Below are 16638 nucleotides of genomic sequence, written 5' to 3'. Positions count from 1 at the left end.
CCCGCTTGACATGTGCAAGCGCCGTCGCCGATCCGAAGGTCGGAATTGGGCGCAATCACGTAGACGTGGTTGCCTTCAAGCCTCATCCCGTCCGCGACCTGAACGACAGGCATCGCCGTACGGGCGCTGAGAACGTTCGCCATTTCGCTTTCGCGCTTGGGGTCGAGATGCAAAACGACCACGAAGGCGCAATCACTGTCCGCCGACATGGCGTCGAAGAATTGGCCTAGCGCTTCGATACCACCGGCTGAAGCGCCGATGCCAATGACCGGAACTTTGGCCGAGATGTGCCTGAGGGTGCTGGCAGTGCGTTTAGGCTTCACCTGACCACCTTTCTGGGTGCGTATTGTGATCGCCTCTGGCTCGGCCTGGGCAGCGGCCGGTCGATTTCTCCACTGGGTAGTCCGTCACTCTAACCTCACGCCCACCAATACGTCGTTGCGCCTTGAAGGCGCGAAACTCAAGCGCTGGATTGTGGAAGGTTTCACGACCATTGCATAGGCATATCTCACCTGGAGGAAGCGGGGAGCGCGTAGGCATCTCTTGGTTAGATCGGCCGGCCTTCAGACCGCCGAAAACCATCTGCAAAGCGCGTGGGGTGGGTACTGCTGCCGCCTGAGAGCTGGAGGAGCACTACCTAACTCCTGTCCAGCGATGGGGTTCCAGCGTTGGAGCCCCAATTCCACCTGAGTCCTGAGCCTAGTCTAGTAGCCCGGACAGTGTCTCGGAAAACCTGAGGATCTGCGACATCTTTGAAAAAGATTTTGTTTTCGTCAATGCATCTCTGTCGGAAATCTAAGGGCGCGATGCAAAAGATCGGCACGTTCACCTCTGGAGATCGTCAAGCGGACGAATAAAGCCAAAGGCTTCGAGGTCCTGCCGCGCCGGTGGGTCGTGGAGCGCACATTCGCATGGCTGGGGCGATGCCGCAGGCTGGCCAAGGACTGGGAGAAATCCATCGCTTCCGCAGAAGCCTGGATATACGTCGCCCACATTCGCCTGCTCACACGCAGGCTCGCAAGAGCTTGATATCAAAACATTCTTTTTGATTCAGATGGGGTGATTGGGGTCTCTGCCGAGCCAGCTGATGGCGGCTGCTCCTGTCGAAATGTGAGAACGTGGTCGATGTGAGTCGCCACAAACATTTGGAAGGAGCAGCCATGAAGTACTTTGCCGGACTGGACGTGTCTTTGGAAGATACCTCTATTTGCATTGTCGACGAGACTGGCCGGATCGTGAATGAGGCGAGAGCGTTGAGCGATCCGCAGGCGTTGTGTGAAGCGCTGAAGGGGACCGGTTTGCCGCTTGATCGGATCGGACTGGAAGCTTGCTCGCTGACGGCCTGGCTTCACGATGGACTGCACGCCGAAGGCTTGCCGGCGACCTGCATCGAGACGCGGCAGGCCAATGCGGCCATGAAGACCATGCCGAACAAGACCGATCGCAATGACGCCCGCGCGCTGGCGCAGATCATGCGAACCGGCTGGTATCGGCAGGTGCATGTCAAGAGCAGGCAGTGCCGTCTGTGGCGTTCGCTGCTGGTTGCCCGCCGCACGGTGCTGAACGAGATGCGTTCGATTGAGAACGTAGTGCGGGCGATCCTGCGCGAGGCCGGCGTCAAGCTGGGCCTGCCGTCGCGCAGCGCGTTTGCCGGCCGCGTGCGTGAGTTGACGGGCGCTGACGCCGTGGTGATGGCGATGGTCGAGCCGCTGCTTGCGATCCTCGGTGTTATGTTGAGAGAGTTCGCCCGCCTGACGAAGCAGGTTCTCGACATCGTCCGCGATGAAGAAGTCTGCCGGCGGCTGAAGAGCGCGCCGGGCATCGGGCCGATCACCGCGCTCGCCTTCCGCGCCACGATCGACCGGCCTGAGCGGTTCGGCTCGTCGCAGGCGGTGGGGGCGCATCTGGGACTGACGCCGGCGCGCTACCAGTCCGGCGAAACCGACATCCAGGGAAAGGTCAGCCGATGCGGCGACGAACTTGCACGCACCGCGCTTTATGAGGCGGCCCACACACTGCTGGGGCGATCGACGAAGTGGTCGAGCCTCAGAGCATGGGGCATGAACATCGCCAGGCGGCACGGCATGGCACGAGCCCGGGTCGCGGTCGCCCGCAAACTGGCCGTCGTTCTGCATCGCATGTGGGCCGACGCGACCGAGTTCCGCTTTGGAAAGGAGCCTGCTCACCTGGCCGCGTGAACTGAGACAGCTCGAGGAGCAAGCAACACGAACAAAGCCTTCGCCCGAAAGGGCGATGCCCGGATCGTTCCCTGGGGACGATGGGCGAGGCGATCTCGTTGAGAGTCCCGAACCTGCCGGCCAAAGCACGGCAAGGTCGTGAAACAGATTGAGACGCCTCGCTCTCCTAACCCCATCATGCGGCGGCCCAAGCGCCGACCGCGAAGAGAAGCGAGTGACCCAGGAACGGTCCAGAAAAAAGTGCAGGAGCATCTTGACCGCAACGACCCCAATCAAAGAGGCTCTTAGTAAGGGATTATATGCCTGCGATCCGTCCCACTGCGCATGCATACCCATCATTGCGTAATATAATTCCGCAAGCTAGGCATGGCGATCAGCGGCTCGTCTTCGCCCCGAATGAAATCACTGTTCCGAACGCTCACTGAACTTTAGTGGTGGGTTGCTGACTTGCCGGCGGGCCCTCCCGAACTGGGTCAGGGATTAGCTTCTGGAAGATCGCATCGTTCTTCGCTCGCCATGCTTCATCTGCAAGCCACAGATATTCCTGGTCGGGCATCAAGGGAACGGCTTTCACATCGGCGCTGGAGATGCGCAGGTAAAAGCTGTGTCGCTCCTCGTCGACTTGCATATACCGAAGGGGGACGACGATGCTGTCTTTCCCGGCGATGAAAAAGCCGCCTGAGGCAATGACCGCGTAGTCCCATCGGTCCTTGGTTCCGATCACCACGTTGCGAACTTCGCCAACGATCTTGTCGTCCGAACTGCGAACTTCGGAGCCGACGATCTCGTCGACACGCAGACCGGGTCCAAGGTCGTCGATATTGATGAGAGGACGCGCGCCTGGGGCACCACGATTGCCCTGAACTTCACCACCTTGATGCCGCTGTGGTTCTTCGGCGGCCAACTGTTCATCGGCAAGGTCCTCGTCGTTGCCCCCCAGCTTCGCCATTGATGGCGCGGCAATCAGTTGTCGGATATTGGCGAGCAGCCGTTCGCAATCGTCCTGTAGGCCATACGACCACAGCAGGAACGCGGCGTCCCTAAGGGTTCGCAGATCCCGGACGAGATAGCGATTCTTCGGATTGCGCAATTCCGGGCTCCTGAGGACAGCTTCTTCGAGCTTCGCATCGGATATATTACAGACGGCGAACGCCGGTTGGATGCCAAGCCCCAGCAACAACGCCACCGGCGCCGCGATCCAGACAAATCTCATTAAAATTCCCCATGGGCGGCTTTCCTTGACTTCGTGCTTGGAGCACGCAAATCAGGTGGAAATGTACCGCAAGACATTTGTATCAGCCTGAAACAACGGACCGAATGCATTTCGGTTCCGGCAGCTTAATGATTGAGTGAGAGGACATTTTCTAGCTCCGCCGTGTCACGCGGGGGCGAGATCCTCAAACCACGCCATATCGGGCTCGGAGCGAGCCTTGCCACTCCTTCCGCATGAATGGACGACCCCTAGAACCAACCCCGCCATTTGAACCACGCCAGCGGAATAATTGCGCTGAGAGCGATCATCCCCAAACCATAGGGATAGCCGAAGGCCCAGTCGTATTCGGGCATGCTCTTGAAATTCATGCCGTAGATGCTCGCCATCAAGGTTGGCGGAATGCCGACGATCGAGACGATGGTGAGGATTTTGAAGATGTCGTTTTGTGCAATGCCGATCAATCCAACCATAGCGTCGAGCAGGAACTGCACCTTGTCGGAGAGATGCACCTCGTAATTGTCGAGCGACGCTACGTCGAGCTTGAGGCCGTCCATACGTGACGCGAGTTCTCCATCGCCCCAGCCTGCGGTCATCCCGCATGCGAAATCGATGGCGCGTCCAAGGGCAAGCAACGCATCGCGCTTTTCCGAGAGAGCGTCACCCAGCCTGCCGACATGGCGGAGTTGGGCTCGAATAACATTGTTTGAGCGGATCGCCTTACGGCCTTGGCTATCCGGGACATGAAAGGCGGTTGCAGAGAGGGTGCGCAGGTCAGTCGCTGCCTGCTCAAGGCCGTCGGCGAGGCGGTCGACAAGCTCATCGCAGAGATCGAGGAACACCTCTAGGCTCGAGGTCGCCGGCTCGCCGGAATCGGCAAAGCGACCAGCAACTGCGTCGAAGGCCGGCAATGCCGAGAAGCGAACGGTGATCAGGCGCTCTCGCGACAGCACAAAGCCGAGGGGAGCGACCAGCGGCGCGCCGCCTTCGACATGGGTGACTATCGGAACGCTCATGGTAAGCACGCCGTCCCGGGCTTTTAGTCGGCTTGAGCTTTCGATCTCGCTGAGATTTTTCCGGTTTGGGAGGGCAACGCCGGCCAGCCCCTCGACCTCTTTCACCTCGGCCGTATCGGGGTCGATAAGATCCAGCCAGAGCGCCTTTATGGTCGCTTTCGGGGAGTTGCGCTGCGGATAGATATTCAACATTTCGAGGATTGCCCGAGAGGCGCGGCTTGCGTGGACGGGTCTTTGGGCGAGTACGCCAGATGGAACTGGAGGTTCGTGCACCAAGGCCGGCTTCTGGCCATTCGTAAGCCCCTTTGCGTGCTGGCCAATCCCAATTCCGTTGAGCCCTCCCACTATTTTGAACGAGCGGCTGCGGATTGTGTTCCAGATCCTCTCAGCTCGGAAGTTGTAAGTGCGGCGTAAATCGTCAGCGGAACGCGTCACTTTCTCCGGTGGTGCGCCCTCGATCCGGGATTGGCGGTCCCGCCAGCCCGCGCACTTCCCTGATCGCCGCTATGAGCCGCTATAATGCAGTAATTGGCTAAGTGCGCCTTTGGTCGAGGGCAGCATGCCTCGGCTGTTGTGCCTGCTCGGACCGAAAAGCCGCCTCTGCATTTGTTGGACCGGGCCCCTTCGCCTTCTGTCTCAACTCTGCGTACCCGGATAGTGGCAGAACGGCCACTCCCGCGCTTACCGGGCTCCGCAACTCTATCGTTTATGACGTACCTATGCTGATAGCCGAGCGCCGATTATTTTTGCGCTGGAGGAGGTCGCGTAAAGATGCGGCTACCGCTGCGTGGGCATAGGGCTTTGGAGAGTGACGCTCCAGAAGATCCGTCACCGCCACTGCCGACGCCGCTCCATCCTGATGGGGCGGCGAGCGGTCGAACAGCTGCGGAGAATTTGAAGCCCTCCATGCTGTGACGATGGCGGCCAATATGACCTGGATCTGGGCATTGGGTCTTGAGAAGCGCGATTGCCTATCGGGCCGCATTGATGGCATGAAAAAACCCGCTGCCGGGAGGAGGTGGCAGCGGGTTCGATATCAAGCTTACCACGGAGGAGGTGTGGCTCACTTTGCATCGGCATCGCATCTGGGAGGAGTAGATGGCCGACCTGGTTAACATCGAGTGATGCGAGGCGTTGTGCAATGCACAATTTTGCATGGCTGCCGTGTGGAACCAGACGCCGTTCGCTATAGCGCTGCTACCCAGTCACTGGCCCGAGGCAGGGAGCCGAATGCATCTTACAAGAGAGTTGAAGTCACAATTTCCAAAACCAAAACTTGACGTCGCCATTGCGGTAGGATATGAATTTGGCTGTCGATATTGCTTGCTGAGCTTTGGTTATCGCGCGTTTGGCACCGCGCCCTGAACGAACCTTCCCTTCAAAATCGTCATCGTCACAAATCGGCAGCGCTCTCGCGTTGCCGTCGTCCAATATTGCTATGAAAGGGTTCATCATGACCACTGGCACAGTTAAATGGTTCAATTCCACCAAGGGCTTCGGCTTCATTCAGCCTGACAACGGCGGCGCCGATGCCTTCGTTCACATCTCTGCGGTCGAACGCGCCGGAATGCGCGAAATCGTCGAGGGTCAGAAGATCGGCTATGAGATGGAGCGCGACAGCAAGTCGGGCAAAATGTCTGCCTGCAACCTGCAGGCCGTCTGATAGGTTCAGCTTTCCTTTGACCACGGATGGACTGGCACTGTTGAAAGCGTGAGACCAAGTGAGGTCGGGCAAAATTTGCCTGACCTTTTTTATGTCCGGCCGACCGACCCACTAATTTGCGCGTGTATTGCCGCCTCTTGTCGATGGCCGTCAAGATCAAGGAGATCTGGATGTCCGAAAAAGCAAACGAGCTTCAGACGATCAATACCGCCTGGCAGATCGCCATCCAGGAAATCCTGCGAATGGTCGTGCGGGATATTTACAGGACGGACGACGAATCCGTGTTCAAGTCGCATATCAAGCGCATAGAAGAGGCTGCGGTAGACAGCATCTACACTGGCCTGATGCTCCGAGGTACGGACGAATGGACTGAACTGCTCGTCAAGGAAAAGGCCAGCAATTTCGTCACTACGCTTCTGACATCCTTCACCTTCGATAGGGTTTAAGACCAAAGCCAGTCTTCGCGACCTCGCGCGAGGCGTGGCGCAGCTTTTCCTCGCCTTTGAGGAATTTCCCATTGGCGCGCAACCTCTTTCTTTTCCTGTAGAGCCGTTAGGGCCGGACCTGTTTTTCCTCGGCCCAGATTCGCCCACCGCTATTGCTGGGAATCGGGCTGCATTTGGGGGCACCGTTCATCTCTATCCAGCCAGTTTGGACCTTTCGCGACCGGCTCTTTTTTGTACGCTGGTGGAACATCGATGCCGATTGCCGGTTGAGCAAAGCAGCACCCCTCCTTGGGTCACGCTGCCAACCGCGCTAACCGCCCGGTTGGGGCCCGCGTCTTTGCAACAGGGCGCGGGCCTTACTTAGCAACAGATTTTCGGGATTCGGATATTCCCGCTGATTGCGTGCTGCGTACGGTTCAGCTCGGATGCTTGAATCCGCCACAAATCCCCGTCTGGGTCTTTCGCACGACGACTTTTCCGTGGCCGTCGACGCCGTGAACCTCGAAGACATACTTCGCAAGATCCAGACCTATTCGATGCGACCTTGCGCACTTATGTGGAGCAGAGATTGGCCGGCGTTGTCCTTGCTCCGAGCGGCGTCCCCATTCCCGGCCCCGCCGTGTCCTGGAAGGCCGCCAGCATGGCCAACGACAGGATCGGCGATGGGCCAAGGCATGGACCCCGGAACAGATTGCCCGGCGCTTGCTGATCGACTTCCCGGACGACAAGACGATGCGCATCAGCTACGAAGCCATCTATCAGGCGCTCTTCGTCCAGGGCCGAGGAGTGTTGCGCCGCGAACTAACGGCGTGCTTGCGAACAGGGCGGGTGTTGCGGGTACCGAGGGCGCGCGTCCGCAGGCGCGGAAGGGTTTTGTCTCACCCGAGATTATGATCAGCCAGCGCCCTGCCGAAGCAGCTGATCGGGCGGTGCCAGGGCACTGGGAAGGAGACCTCATCTTGGGCCTTGGCAGCTCGGCGATCGGCACGCTCGTCGAGCGCAGGACGCGCTTCACGATGCTGTTGCATCTTCCCCGCCTTGTGGGGCACGGTGACGTGCAGCGCACGAAGAACGGACCAGCGCTCGCTGGCCATGCGGCCGAGGCCGTGCGCGACGCGATCACGCGCACCTTAATCACCTTGCCCGAAGAGCTGCGCCGATCGCTGACGTGGGATCAAGGAGCCGAAATGGCTCAGCATGCGGGCTTGAAGATCGATGCCGGCGTCCAGGTCTACTTCTGCGATCCACAAAGCCCATGGCAGCGCGGCACCAACGAGAACACCAATGGACTGCTGCGCCAGTACTTTCCGAAAGGCACTGATCTCAGCGCGCACAGCGCCGAGGAGATCGCCGCTGTGGCGACAGCCCCAAACTTCAGGCCACGAAAAACATTGGGCTGGAAAACGCCCGCGGAGGCGCTTGACGAGTGGCTGCGGTAGGTCAAAAGATCGGTGTTGCGACGACCATTTGAATCCGCCACCCCAGAAGACGACCCGTTACGTTTTGCGGATAGGGCTTGGAATATTTGCAGCGGGACGGGGACGCGGCCGCAACACCGCGCGACCATTTGAGATACCGTTCGAGGGGATGAAGGATTTGTTGTAGCGCGTCTATTCCGAAATGTACCAAGACATAATCTTGTTATCGTCGCAGGCGCAACCTACTATCTACTTCTCGCGCTATTTCCGATGTTGCCAAGCCTCCCCTGTTAAAGATTATTTCCCAACCTCTGCCAGAACGTCCCTAACTATTCCAAGATCTGCAATTGTCGAAAGAGCTAATCCCCATCCGCCACCTCCGGAGTTTCGACGTGCCCCATCGGCGCATGCAATTCCCAGGTCAATCCGTTGTGCAGGCTTGTCAGACTGCCGTTCCCACCCAGCGCCGCAGGGGCGATCCGCTTCAACACGACGTTGCCGAAACCATCTTTTGAGCTTGGCCCCACGTCGGGGCCGTCGCGCTCGTGCCATATCAGTTCGAGCCACCGTTCGCCTTGCGTGTCGGAAACGTTCCACCCGATATCGACATGCCCTTGGTGATCGGACAGCGCGCCGTAGACCGCCGCATTGGCTCCGAGTTCATGGAAGGCCATTCCAAGATATTGGACTGCCATGGGCGATAGCAGGATCGATGGCCCCGACGCGACGATCCGGTCCTTATGAGGCAGCATTTCAGTTTGCGCTTCAAGAAGAGCGTGGATTGTCGCCCCCCGCCAGTCTTCGCTGACGAGCAGGTCATGCGAACGCGCGAGTGCCATGATTCTCTTGCGGATACCCGCTTCAAATTGCTGCGCGCTGTCGGTGCGCTGACTGGTTTGCTTCACCATCGAGAGGATAACCGCAAACTGGTTCTTCACGCGATGGTTGACTTCGCGCAGCAACGCGCGGATGCGATTGCGACTCTCGACACGATCGGAAATATCGCGCGCAATCTTGGAGGCGCCGACGATGGCGCCGTCCTCGTCCCGGATCGGCGAAACGGTGAGTGAAATCGGGATCAGCTTGCCATTCTTACGACGGCGCACCGTTTCGAAATGTTCGATGCGCTCGCCACGCTTGATGCTTTCGAGTACATACGTCTCTTCGTGTAATCGGTTTTGCGGGATTACTCGAGTGATAGATTGGCCGATCATATCCTCGGCCGAATATCCGAAGATTTCTTGAGCCGCTCCGTTCCAGGACGTCACGATCCCGTTCAGGTCCTTGCTGACGATGGCGTCTTGGGAAGACTCGACGATTGCAGAAAGCAGGCGAGCGTCCTTGATCAAATGATCGGCGCGCTCGCGGGCAACTGCCCTGTCCTGCACTGCACCAGATGCCGTTGCGAGCGCTTCATTGGCCGAAAGCCGAAGCTCAAACAACTCGACGACAAGAGATGCCAGGCTTCGCAAGATAGTCGTTTCGTCAAGGCTGATTGGCCGTGGTTGGCGGTGGGCCACGCAGAGAGTACCGAGGTTGTGACCTGTTTTGACCGCAAGCGGGACACCCGCATAAAACTGCCATCCGAATTCGCCGGACACAAGTTTGTTGGTTTGGGTCCGACTGTCGGTGCGTGCATCCGTAACGACCCAAGGCTGGTCCTGAAGGATCGCCGACGCGCAAAGACCCGGTTCGCGTTCGATCTGACTAACTTCCATGCCGTATTTGGCCTTGAACCAGATCCGATCTTTGTCGACGATACTGATCAACGCGATCGGCACAGACAAGAATTGCGCCGCCAAGGTGACAATTTTATTTAACGCGGCGTCGGGCGGCGCGCCCTGCCTGGCATATCGATTGACCACCTCCAGCCTTCCTGCTTCATCGAACTGCATGTCGTACGTACCAAATTGTGGCTTGGAAACGAAAACACCTGAGTTGACAGAGTGTTCCGCGAAATCGGTGGGAAGCGAACTTAGCGTTCATGGCGACAGGCATATACCCAATAACCGATCGCGCTCGCTCAAACATCGCTCGACAAGCACCTCTGCGCACAGCAGCATCTCGTCGAATGTTGCTTCCCCAGTTCCGTCGGGTCACAACACGCTTCGAGAAAACCGCCCGCAATTACCGCGCCGTTGTCACTGTCGCGGCCATCGTCCTATGGCTCAGGTACACTGCTTAGCGTGTTTGCAACATCGTCGGGCGATCCATACTGCGAAGGCGCTCGCAGGCAAACACGCTGCGTGGTCGCACGGAGCCGCGAAGCGAGTGAATATTTCCCGCCCGACGATGATGTTTGACCCATGGCGATTACCTGACATGGGACGACACGCACTTAGAGTCCGTTTTGAAATTCACGGATGAGCGTTTCGGCGGATGAGATTGCCTCCCATTGCGACAAGGATCATGGCGTGAGAGACGTCGATGCGCTGCTCGTAGTCGCGCACCAGGCGGCGCCATCTTGTCATCCAGCCGAAGGTCCGCTCGACGACCCAGCGGCGAGGCAGTATCTGGAAGCCCTTCTGGTCATCGGATCGACGGATGATCTCGACCACGAAGTCGAGATAGGCGGCTTTGTCCATGAGCTTCAGCCGGTCATAGGCGCCGTCGGCGAACAGATGCTTCACCCAGGGCCAGCGCTTGCGGATACCATCCAGGATCGCCTGAGCGCCGGCACTGTCGGAGATATCGGCGGTGGTGAGGTTGACCATCAACAGCCGCCCATCCGTATCGACGGCGATGTGTCGCTTGCGGCCGACAATCTTCTTGCCGGCGTCGTAACCCCTTGTTTCAGCTTGCGGAGCCTTGACCGACTGGCTGTCGATCACACCAGCCGTGGGACTGGCCTCGCGCCCGGCTCGCTCGCGATCCAGCATCAGCGCCACGTCGTGGATGGTCTGGAACAGAAACCGCCGCGCCAGTTCCCGGAACCAGCCATAGACTGTTTGCCAGGACCCGAAATGGATCGGCAGCATCCGCCAACCGCAACCGGAGCGGACCAGGTAGCGCACGGCGTTGACCACCTCCCGGAAATCAACCTCGCGCGGACGACCGCGACGCCCAGGCTTGGGCATCAGCGGTGCGAACTGCTCCCACTCCTCGTCCGTCAAATCAGACGGGTAGCGCTTGGTCTTCTTGGCAATCTGGGCCATCCGGCCACGGCTCTGTTTTGTCCACATCCACAGCTTGAATCATAACCCAGCCTCAGACGGAACCCATAGCAAGCCGATTTTCAAAACGGTCTCTAACCGGCACGCTCGTTGCGCTTGGGCGTGTGAATTTCCATCTGAGTCATGGGTGTCGCTCCTGGGCGGGCGCCGGGAGACTCTCTCCCGGACCTTTACCCGCCACCGCAACCCGCCCGCCCTCTTCCTCTCCCGGCATCCGCGCTCCGCTAGAAGGCCGCGGCAACGCCCCATCGCGGCGATACACCGGCAGCGAGGCTCGCCTTTCAAAGAGGCTCGTGTTGGGGTCAAGCGACGCTTTGGCCAACTGGCGCCACCACGGCCGGACGAACCTATGGATGCATGGAGTGAAGTCCAGCCACCGGTTGATATATTGCGGTTCGGCGTAGCGAGGTTGGAAGCGTTGCAGCAGCTAGGATTCACGTGGAACGTAGACCTGCGTAACATTCTCATGACCGGGACTGAGCGTGATGCCGCCGTAGCGCGGGGATGACGTCGACCTACGAAAAAATGCCGGCCCAAGTCCGGCCAGTTGTAGAGGTTAGAACCTATAGAGCAGAAGGCCAAGGCGCCGCGCAGATAGGTCGGCAAAGATGATCTCTACGAAATACCAGTAGACCACGAGCTTATTCATGTTGGCGCGCAGAAGCTTCCGTGACCCCAGGCGCCACCTGGCATGCAGCGGCCGTTACGCCGAGCGTGGCGTGCTCCTGTGCGCCTGGCTTCTCGCGATGGCGACAAACCGGCGCTTGACCTCGGCAAACAGCGCCGGCGGCAGCGGCCCGTAGTAGCCGCTCTCTGTCTCCAGAGGCCGGATGTCGGGGCCTGGCCAAGCGAACCGGTTGCTTTCCGTTAAAACGATCCACGACCGCTCGCCATCGAGCCGCAAGCGCAACTTGACCGCAGCCGGGATCTCTATGGCATCCGTGGGTTCGGAAGGTGGTGTGTGCGTGATCGGAAGAACCCGGACAACCGGCGAGCCGTCTTCCTGCATGGTAACCAGCGCCAGCACGAGGCAGGGGCGATCCTTTTCGGCTTCCTCGCGCCCCTCACGGTGTTGCCAGTGCCAGAGATAGGAGTAACGGAAGACGTGGCCGACTTTGATTTCAGTCGGCAGCATTTTTTGCCGTCTTTGCCGTCAGACCTTTTGCCGGAAGGAGCTCGTCGTTGAGATGGTCAAGCCCCGGCTCCATTTCGGCGGCTTCGACCGCGGCGATTTCGTCCGCGCTGAGCTCTGTCGTGAGCTCGACCCGCCGGTCGCGCTTCGACAGCCGGACGAAATCCTCGTAAGCCAGCAGCACGGTGCGCGGCCGGCCATTCTTAGTGATGATGACAGGGTCGCGAACCGCTGCATCCTGATAGGCGCCGAAGTTTTTCGAGACGGCAGCGGCGGTGACGGTGGTGGTCATCGATGGATCTCCTTTCTTCCGGAATATACGGGCTTTCCGGGTTTTCCACAAGTATCGGCCGCTAACCAGAGTAAACCAGGCAGTGACCGGGCAACCAGCACCAAAGAAGGCAGAGGTCGTCGTCGTATGATTGGGAATAGGACTCAAGGAACACTGCCCTGCCCTTCTACCTTGTCGGTGAGGCTGCGCAGATAGCCACAAGCTGCGGTATTGGCGATCGTCATCCCGTCATCCTCGCTGTGGCGCCATTCGCCTTGAGTGCCGCCATCAGCATCGGCCCGACCGAAAACGCCCCTGCCCTGGCCTTGTCGGTCAGGACGCGCAGGTATCCGCCGGCGGAATTGATGTGCTGTGCCCGCTGGAGGATACAGGCAATCACGATCGCAGCGGTTTCCTGGCCCATCGTATGGCAGGCCTCCTCATACGCTGACGGCGAAACGCCCAGATATCCCCGCACCTGAGCGGCGGTTATCATAAGATCGCGCCAATTGCCGATCCCGTCGACGGCATAATCCGCAATTTCGGGGCAGGCCTTCAGCACCATCCCCAGCGGGTATGTTTTCGGCGTCTCTGCGGTCCTCGTCCTGGGCTCGGCCGTCGCCCCGCTTTTCTCTAAAGCAGGTTCAAATTCAAAAATAGAGTCGGTATTTGAATCAGATTGCTGCCGCCCGTTTTGAGAGTCATTGCAGCTCGTATTCGTGGATTTCATATGGATTTCCAGCAGCTTATCCACATCATCACGCATGGCGGCCAGATCGGCAACGATAGGCCCGAGCTCGGCAATGCAAGCTCGGCGCGGAATTGCCTCCACGACGCCGCGGAAACGCTTCCACAGGCCTCCCCAGTCGCCCGGGACGTCTTCGTCAAGGGCCGCCTCTATCAGCTTGTGGATGTCCCGGCGGTGCAAGGTGATCCGCTCGCGCATAAGCCTGAGCGCTCGGTTGTCGGCACGGACACGCTCGGCCGCCGCCTCGAACTCGTAAGCACGGGCCAGCAGCGGCGCCAGGGAGAAGCCGAATGCTTCCTCGATCTCCCCTCCCCGGCCCTTGCGGGCGTAGCGCTTGCCGTTCGGGCTATCCCGACGGATGATCAGCGCGCAGTCAACAAGAGCCGTTAGGTGCCGCCTGAGCGTGGCATCGGGCATTCCATGCGCCCTGAGCGACAGCTGCGCGTTCGAGGGAAAGACGATGAGGTCGTTTTCCTCACTTAATTCGCTGTCAGGATAGAATGATAGCAACGCATTCAGGACGGCCAAAGCGCGATCGCCGATGCCGACGATGTTCTTACCCTCGCAAAGGTTGCGGTAAATCTGCCACTTGTCGGCGACCCTGCCCTTGGGGATTTCACGTGAATCGTTTTGCGCTGCCAGCATGGCAAGCGACATCGGCCGCCGCCCGAAGGGCGTCGTTGCAATACCCGTCTCCATTTCTTCCTTCGCCTTCAATTAGGCAAAAGAAATCTGCTCGCCAAAACGGCGCCACGACTCTTGACAGTGATTCGGGGAAATGCGATTCTCAGCTTGCGACAGACGAGAAGGGCTTCCGCGACGGTGACGTTCGGGGGCCTTTTTCTTTTGCGGTTTCAGTCTCCTGTTGATGTCTTCTCCGACTTTCTGAACGCCTCATAAAGGTTGCCCAGATTATCGGAAATCCACGTCCCAAAGCGGCTGCCATCCATCTCCTTCACGGCGATCGTGACGGCCTTGCCTGCCTTCTTGACGCTGACGCTGACTGATTTGTCCTCGGGGACCCAGGATTGTGCTTGGGGCTTCCCAGCTACCTTGCGAACCGGCTTCCCCTTTGCGTTCAGGGCTGCTAGCAACCTTTCGAAGCGTTCGTTGCTTTCCAACTCACCGAATTCTGGTCCGGACAAGACCGCATTAACGATTTCAGATTTCTTGCCGGCGAGCAGAGACAGCTCCACCCACCGCTCGCGGCCAACAGACGTAGCTGATCCAATCTTGCCGATCACAGATGCCGGAATTCTTGTGGCAACCGATACCATCTTCGAGACCGCAGCGGCGTTCGAGGCCAGTGCTGACGAGATCACGTCTCTGTCGTATTCCAAATCCTCAAGACGCTTTGCGAACATCGCCTTCTCGATGAAACTGAGATTTGCCCGAGCGGAATTCTCCTGGCCCTGGGCAATTACATGGGTCTTGTCGTCGATCTCCTTGACGACCGCCCTCACCTTCCGTCCCAGTTCGCGGGCGACTCGGACTCTGCGATGGCCGAAGACGATCATGTAGCGGCCGTCGGAGCCCGGATGCGGACGGACAAGTATAGGAGAGTCCTGCCCCCTCTCCCGAATCGCTTCCAGGAGCTCTTGGTACTGTTCCTCGTCGTCGTCCATGCGGTCGGAAACGAACGAGCCGTCGACGGCGCTTGGGTCGAGTTCGACGACATGCTCCCCCTCAAGATACGCATCCGCTTGCTTTGCCAACTCGTTGACCGAGCGGATCATGGATTTTGACGCGCCGCGGATCGGATATGCCGCAGTGGAGGCAGATGACGCTTGGTCGCCGGTCTCCGCTTCTACGAGGCCTGCAAGAAGATTCTTACGTGCCATATTTACCTCCAGATAGCGCGTAGTCCATTGAATGCATTGGCAAAAGATCCACTTTTGTCAGCAGACAAAGTCAACGCCCCCATGCGTCATGAATCAAAGCTACGATTTCGCCATTTACGACGTCCAAGGCTTCCATTGCCCGCTCGTATGTGGAACGGGTCATTGCATTCTTTTCGACCTCGTAGAGGGTCTGCTTGGTAATCCCCGCATCGGAAATCGCCGTTGATTTCAGCATCTGGTTCTTGAGAATGAATTCGCCGAACAGCGTATGCAGGAACGCTACCATCTGCGCTTGCGGCTGATCCGTGGGTTCGAATCGAGTAACTAGATAGCGATACCACTCCAGATTCACCTCGGCACCGGCCGCTCTGATCGGCTCCAGAATGTTCCCGAGCATCAGCAGAAACTGGCCCATGCTCATAACATCGAGCATCTGCGGATGGATCGTGATCAACACTGAGGTCGCTGCGGTCAGTGCGGTGATCGTCAGGTAGCCAAGTTGCGGAGGACAATCGATAACTACGACATCGTAGCGATCGTCGACCTCCATCAATGCTTTCGAGATACGCGTGAAAAACGCCCTGCCCACATTCGAAGATTTGTCCGTCATTGCCAGAGGCGTGTCGTATTCGAATTCCTGCAGCTCTAGGTTCGCAGGGACGATATCCAAGCCCGGGAAATTCGTCGGCTTGATGATTTCCGAGAGAGGCATCTTCTCGTCGTCATACCGAATCGCGTCGTAAAGCGATTTCGTCTGGTCGAGTTCAGGTTGGAACCCGTGCAACGAAGAAAGCGAGGCCTGCGGATCGAGATCGACAGCGAGGACACGGTGCCCGGTAAGCGCAAGATATTGAGCGAGGTGGGCGGCGGTAGTGGTCTTCCCGCTGCCCCCCTTGAAATTGACTACAGCTAAAATCTGAAGCTTCTCGCTCGGCCGTCGATGGGGAACGTACATGCGGGCGTCAGATCGACCGTACTGGTCGAGATACCGGCGCAGCTCAAGCATCTGTTCAGCAGTGTACGAGCGCCGGCCCGACGTCGACGTTTCAGGCACCGGTCCCTTTCCTTCCAGATGCAGTTTCTTCAGATGGCTCTGGGAAACCCCTAGATACGTGGCAACCTCCGCCAGCGAGAAAGAACGAAGATTCTTCTTTGCGTGGGGAGGAAAGCGCTGCATCGAAAGCAGGTGCAACTTCTTCGATATCTGGTCGCCCTGATCGAGGATGCTCTTCTCGAACAGCAGCGGGATCTTCGTAGGAACGGGCGAACTCACGTTCATTCGATCGAGACTCTCTAAAAACGATTTTTGACTTAAAAGCGCCAAGCAACCGTCATTATGTCCGATTCGTTCGCCCGGGCAAGAAATTTAAAGTTAACAAAAGCTTAATGGTCTGGGGATAGGATCACATCATATGATTCATGCAACTGAATATGCTACACAATTCGGCGATTTTGTCTGCGGACAAATCCTGTTCACCCACGGATCCGGCGCCAAGCTGGCAAGTGATCACGAAATTGAGGT

12 protein-coding genes and 4 pseudogenes are annotated in these 16638 nt (G+C 58.4%); 6 read left to right on the top strand and 10 right to left on the bottom strand.

Annotated elements, in window-relative coordinates; all coding sequences use genetic code 11:
* Positions 1 to 11: 11 nt before the first annotated feature.
* Positions 12 to 287 (bottom strand): annotated as a pseudogene (locus DBIPINDM_RS43755) (chemotaxis protein CheB); the annotation flags it as partial.
* Between the two features lie 541 nt (positions 288 to 828).
* Here DBIPINDM_RS43755 and DBIPINDM_RS41065 point away from each other — a divergent pair.
* Positions 829 to 1029: pseudogene (locus DBIPINDM_RS41065) on the top strand (transposase); the annotation flags it as partial.
* 131 nt (positions 1030 to 1160) lie between these two features.
* Positions 1161 to 2198 (top strand): IS110 family transposase, encoded by a 1038-nt coding sequence (locus DBIPINDM_RS41060; protein ID WP_258589494.1) that lies wholly within the window; start codon positions 1161 to 1163, stop codon positions 2196 to 2198.
* Positions 2199 to 2616: 418 nt separating this feature from the next.
* Here DBIPINDM_RS41060 and DBIPINDM_RS41055 read toward each other — a convergent pair whose 3' ends face one another.
* A complete protein-coding gene (locus DBIPINDM_RS41055; RefSeq protein ID WP_258589493.1) occupies positions 2617 to 3411 on the bottom strand; it encodes a PRC-barrel domain-containing protein in 795 nt (264 codons plus the stop codon).
* A gap of 248 nt (positions 3412 to 3659) precedes the next feature.
* Positions 3660 to 4616, bottom strand: coding sequence for a magnesium transporter CorA family protein (locus DBIPINDM_RS41050; RefSeq protein ID WP_258589558.1), 957 nt, complete (start codon positions 4614 to 4616; stop codon positions 3660 to 3662).
* Positions 4617 to 5877: 1261 nt separating this feature from the next.
* On the opposite strand from DBIPINDM_RS41050, the gene DBIPINDM_RS41045 reads away from it, so the two are divergent.
* The 3 genes and pseudogenes from DBIPINDM_RS41045 to DBIPINDM_RS41035 form a co-directional block, all read left to right on the top strand.
* Positions 5878 to 6087, top strand: coding sequence for a cold-shock protein (locus DBIPINDM_RS41045; RefSeq protein WP_123170354.1), 210 nt, complete (start codon positions 5878 to 5880; stop codon positions 6085 to 6087).
* Between the two features lie 170 nt (positions 6088 to 6257).
* Complete coding sequence (locus DBIPINDM_RS41040; protein ID WP_258589492.1) at positions 6258 to 6533, top strand: hypothetical protein; 276 nt, start codon at positions 6258 to 6260, stop codon at positions 6531 to 6533.
* 478 nt (positions 6534 to 7011) lie between these two features.
* Positions 7012 to 8004: pseudogene (locus tag DBIPINDM_RS41035) on the top strand (IS30 family transposase); the annotation flags it as partial.
* A 306-nt stretch (positions 8005 to 8310) separates the two neighbouring features.
* Here the strand turns inward: DBIPINDM_RS41035 and DBIPINDM_RS41030 are convergent.
* A complete protein-coding gene (locus DBIPINDM_RS41030) occupies positions 8311 to 9846 on the bottom strand; it encodes a PAS domain S-box protein (RefSeq protein WP_258589491.1) in 1536 nt (511 codons plus the stop codon).
* Positions 9847 to 9949: 103 nt separating this feature from the next.
* Between DBIPINDM_RS41030 and DBIPINDM_RS41025 the strand changes: the two are divergent.
* Positions 9950 to 10136, top strand: a pseudogene (locus tag DBIPINDM_RS41025) (IS5/IS1182 family transposase); the annotation flags it as partial.
* Positions 10137 to 10308: 172 nt separating this feature from the next.
* On the opposite strand, the gene DBIPINDM_RS41020 reads toward DBIPINDM_RS41025, so the two are convergent.
* From DBIPINDM_RS41020 to repA, 6 genes are all read right to left on the bottom strand, one after another.
* Positions 10309 to 11133 (bottom strand): IS5 family transposase, encoded by an 825-nt coding sequence (locus DBIPINDM_RS41020; protein ID WP_258582411.1) that lies wholly within the window; start codon positions 11131 to 11133, stop codon positions 10309 to 10311.
* A gap of 694 nt (positions 11134 to 11827) precedes the next feature.
* Complete coding sequence (locus DBIPINDM_RS41015) at positions 11828 to 12259, bottom strand: plasmid maintenance toxin (PemK-like) (protein ID WP_258589490.1); 432 nt, start codon at positions 12257 to 12259, stop codon at positions 11828 to 11830.
* Positions 12246 to 12548 carry a type II toxin-antitoxin system Phd/YefM family antitoxin gene (locus tag DBIPINDM_RS41010; protein ID WP_258589489.1) on the bottom strand — a complete coding sequence of 101 codons (303 nt, stop codon included), beginning with the start codon at positions 12546 to 12548 and terminating at the stop codon, positions 12246 to 12248. Before DBIPINDM_RS41010 ends, DBIPINDM_RS41015 begins: the two co-directional genes overlap by 14 nt.
* 220 nt (positions 12549 to 12768) lie before the next feature.
* Entirely contained in the window at positions 12769 to 13974 is a 1206-nt protein-coding gene (repC, locus tag DBIPINDM_RS41005; protein WP_258589488.1) for a plasmid replication protein RepC, read from the bottom strand.
* 155 nt (positions 13975 to 14129) lie between these two features.
* Complete coding sequence (gene repB / locus DBIPINDM_RS41000) at positions 14130 to 15116, bottom strand: plasmid partitioning protein RepB (protein ID WP_258589552.1); 987 nt, start codon at positions 15114 to 15116, stop codon at positions 14130 to 14132.
* Between the two features lie 70 nt (positions 15117 to 15186).
* On the bottom strand, positions 15187 to 16395 hold the full coding sequence (gene repA, locus DBIPINDM_RS40995; RefSeq protein ID WP_258589551.1) for a plasmid partitioning protein RepA: 1209 nt from the start codon (positions 16393 to 16395) through the stop codon (positions 15187 to 15189).
* Positions 16396 to 16638: the final 243 nt, after the last annotated feature.

Source organism: Mesorhizobium sp. AR02 (genome assembly GCF_024746835.1).
GTDB lineage: Bacteria > Pseudomonadota > Alphaproteobacteria > Rhizobiales > Rhizobiaceae > Mesorhizobium.
Note: the sequence above shows the minus strand (reverse complement) of the source record. Positions and strands in the feature narration are given on the sequence as shown.

Coding starts and splice junctions, on each gene's coding strand:
- repA (WP_258589551.1), bottom strand. CDS start 16,395: ATGAACGTGAGTTCGCCCGTTCCTACGAAGATCCCGCTGCTGTTCGAG.
- DBIPINDM_RS41060 (WP_258589494.1), top strand. CDS start 1,161: ATGAAGTACTTTGCCGGACTGGACGTGTCTTTGGAAGATACCTCTATT.
- repB (WP_258589552.1), bottom strand. CDS start 15,116: ATGGCACGTAAGAATCTTCTTGCAGGCCTCGTAGAAGCGGAGACCGGC.
- DBIPINDM_RS41050 (WP_258589558.1), bottom strand. CDS start 4,616: ATGTTGAATATCTATCCGCAGCGCAACTCCCCGAAAGCGACCATAAAG.
- DBIPINDM_RS41010 (WP_258589489.1), bottom strand. CDS start 12,548: ATGACCACCACCGTCACCGCCGCTGCCGTCTCGAAAAACTTCGGCGCC.
- DBIPINDM_RS41020 (WP_258582411.1), bottom strand. CDS start 11,133: ATGTGGACAAAACAGAGCCGTGGCCGGATGGCCCAGATTGCCAAGAAG.
- DBIPINDM_RS41030 (WP_258589491.1), bottom strand. CDS start 9,846: ATGCAGTTCGATGAAGCAGGAAGGCTGGAGGTGGTCAATCGATATGCC.
- DBIPINDM_RS41040 (WP_258589492.1), top strand. CDS start 6,258: ATGTCCGAAAAAGCAAACGAGCTTCAGACGATCAATACCGCCTGGCAG.
- DBIPINDM_RS41055 (WP_258589493.1), bottom strand. CDS start 3,411: ATGAGATTTGTCTGGATCGCGGCGCCGGTGGCGTTGTTGCTGGGGCTT.
- repC (WP_258589488.1), bottom strand. CDS start 13,974: ATGGAGACGGGTATTGCAACGACGCCCTTCGGGCGGCGGCCGATGTCG.
- DBIPINDM_RS41045 (WP_123170354.1), top strand. CDS start 5,878: ATGACCACTGGCACAGTTAAATGGTTCAATTCCACCAAGGGCTTCGGC.
- DBIPINDM_RS41015 (WP_258589490.1), bottom strand. CDS start 12,259: ATGCTGCCGACTGAAATCAAAGTCGGCCACGTCTTCCGTTACTCCTAT.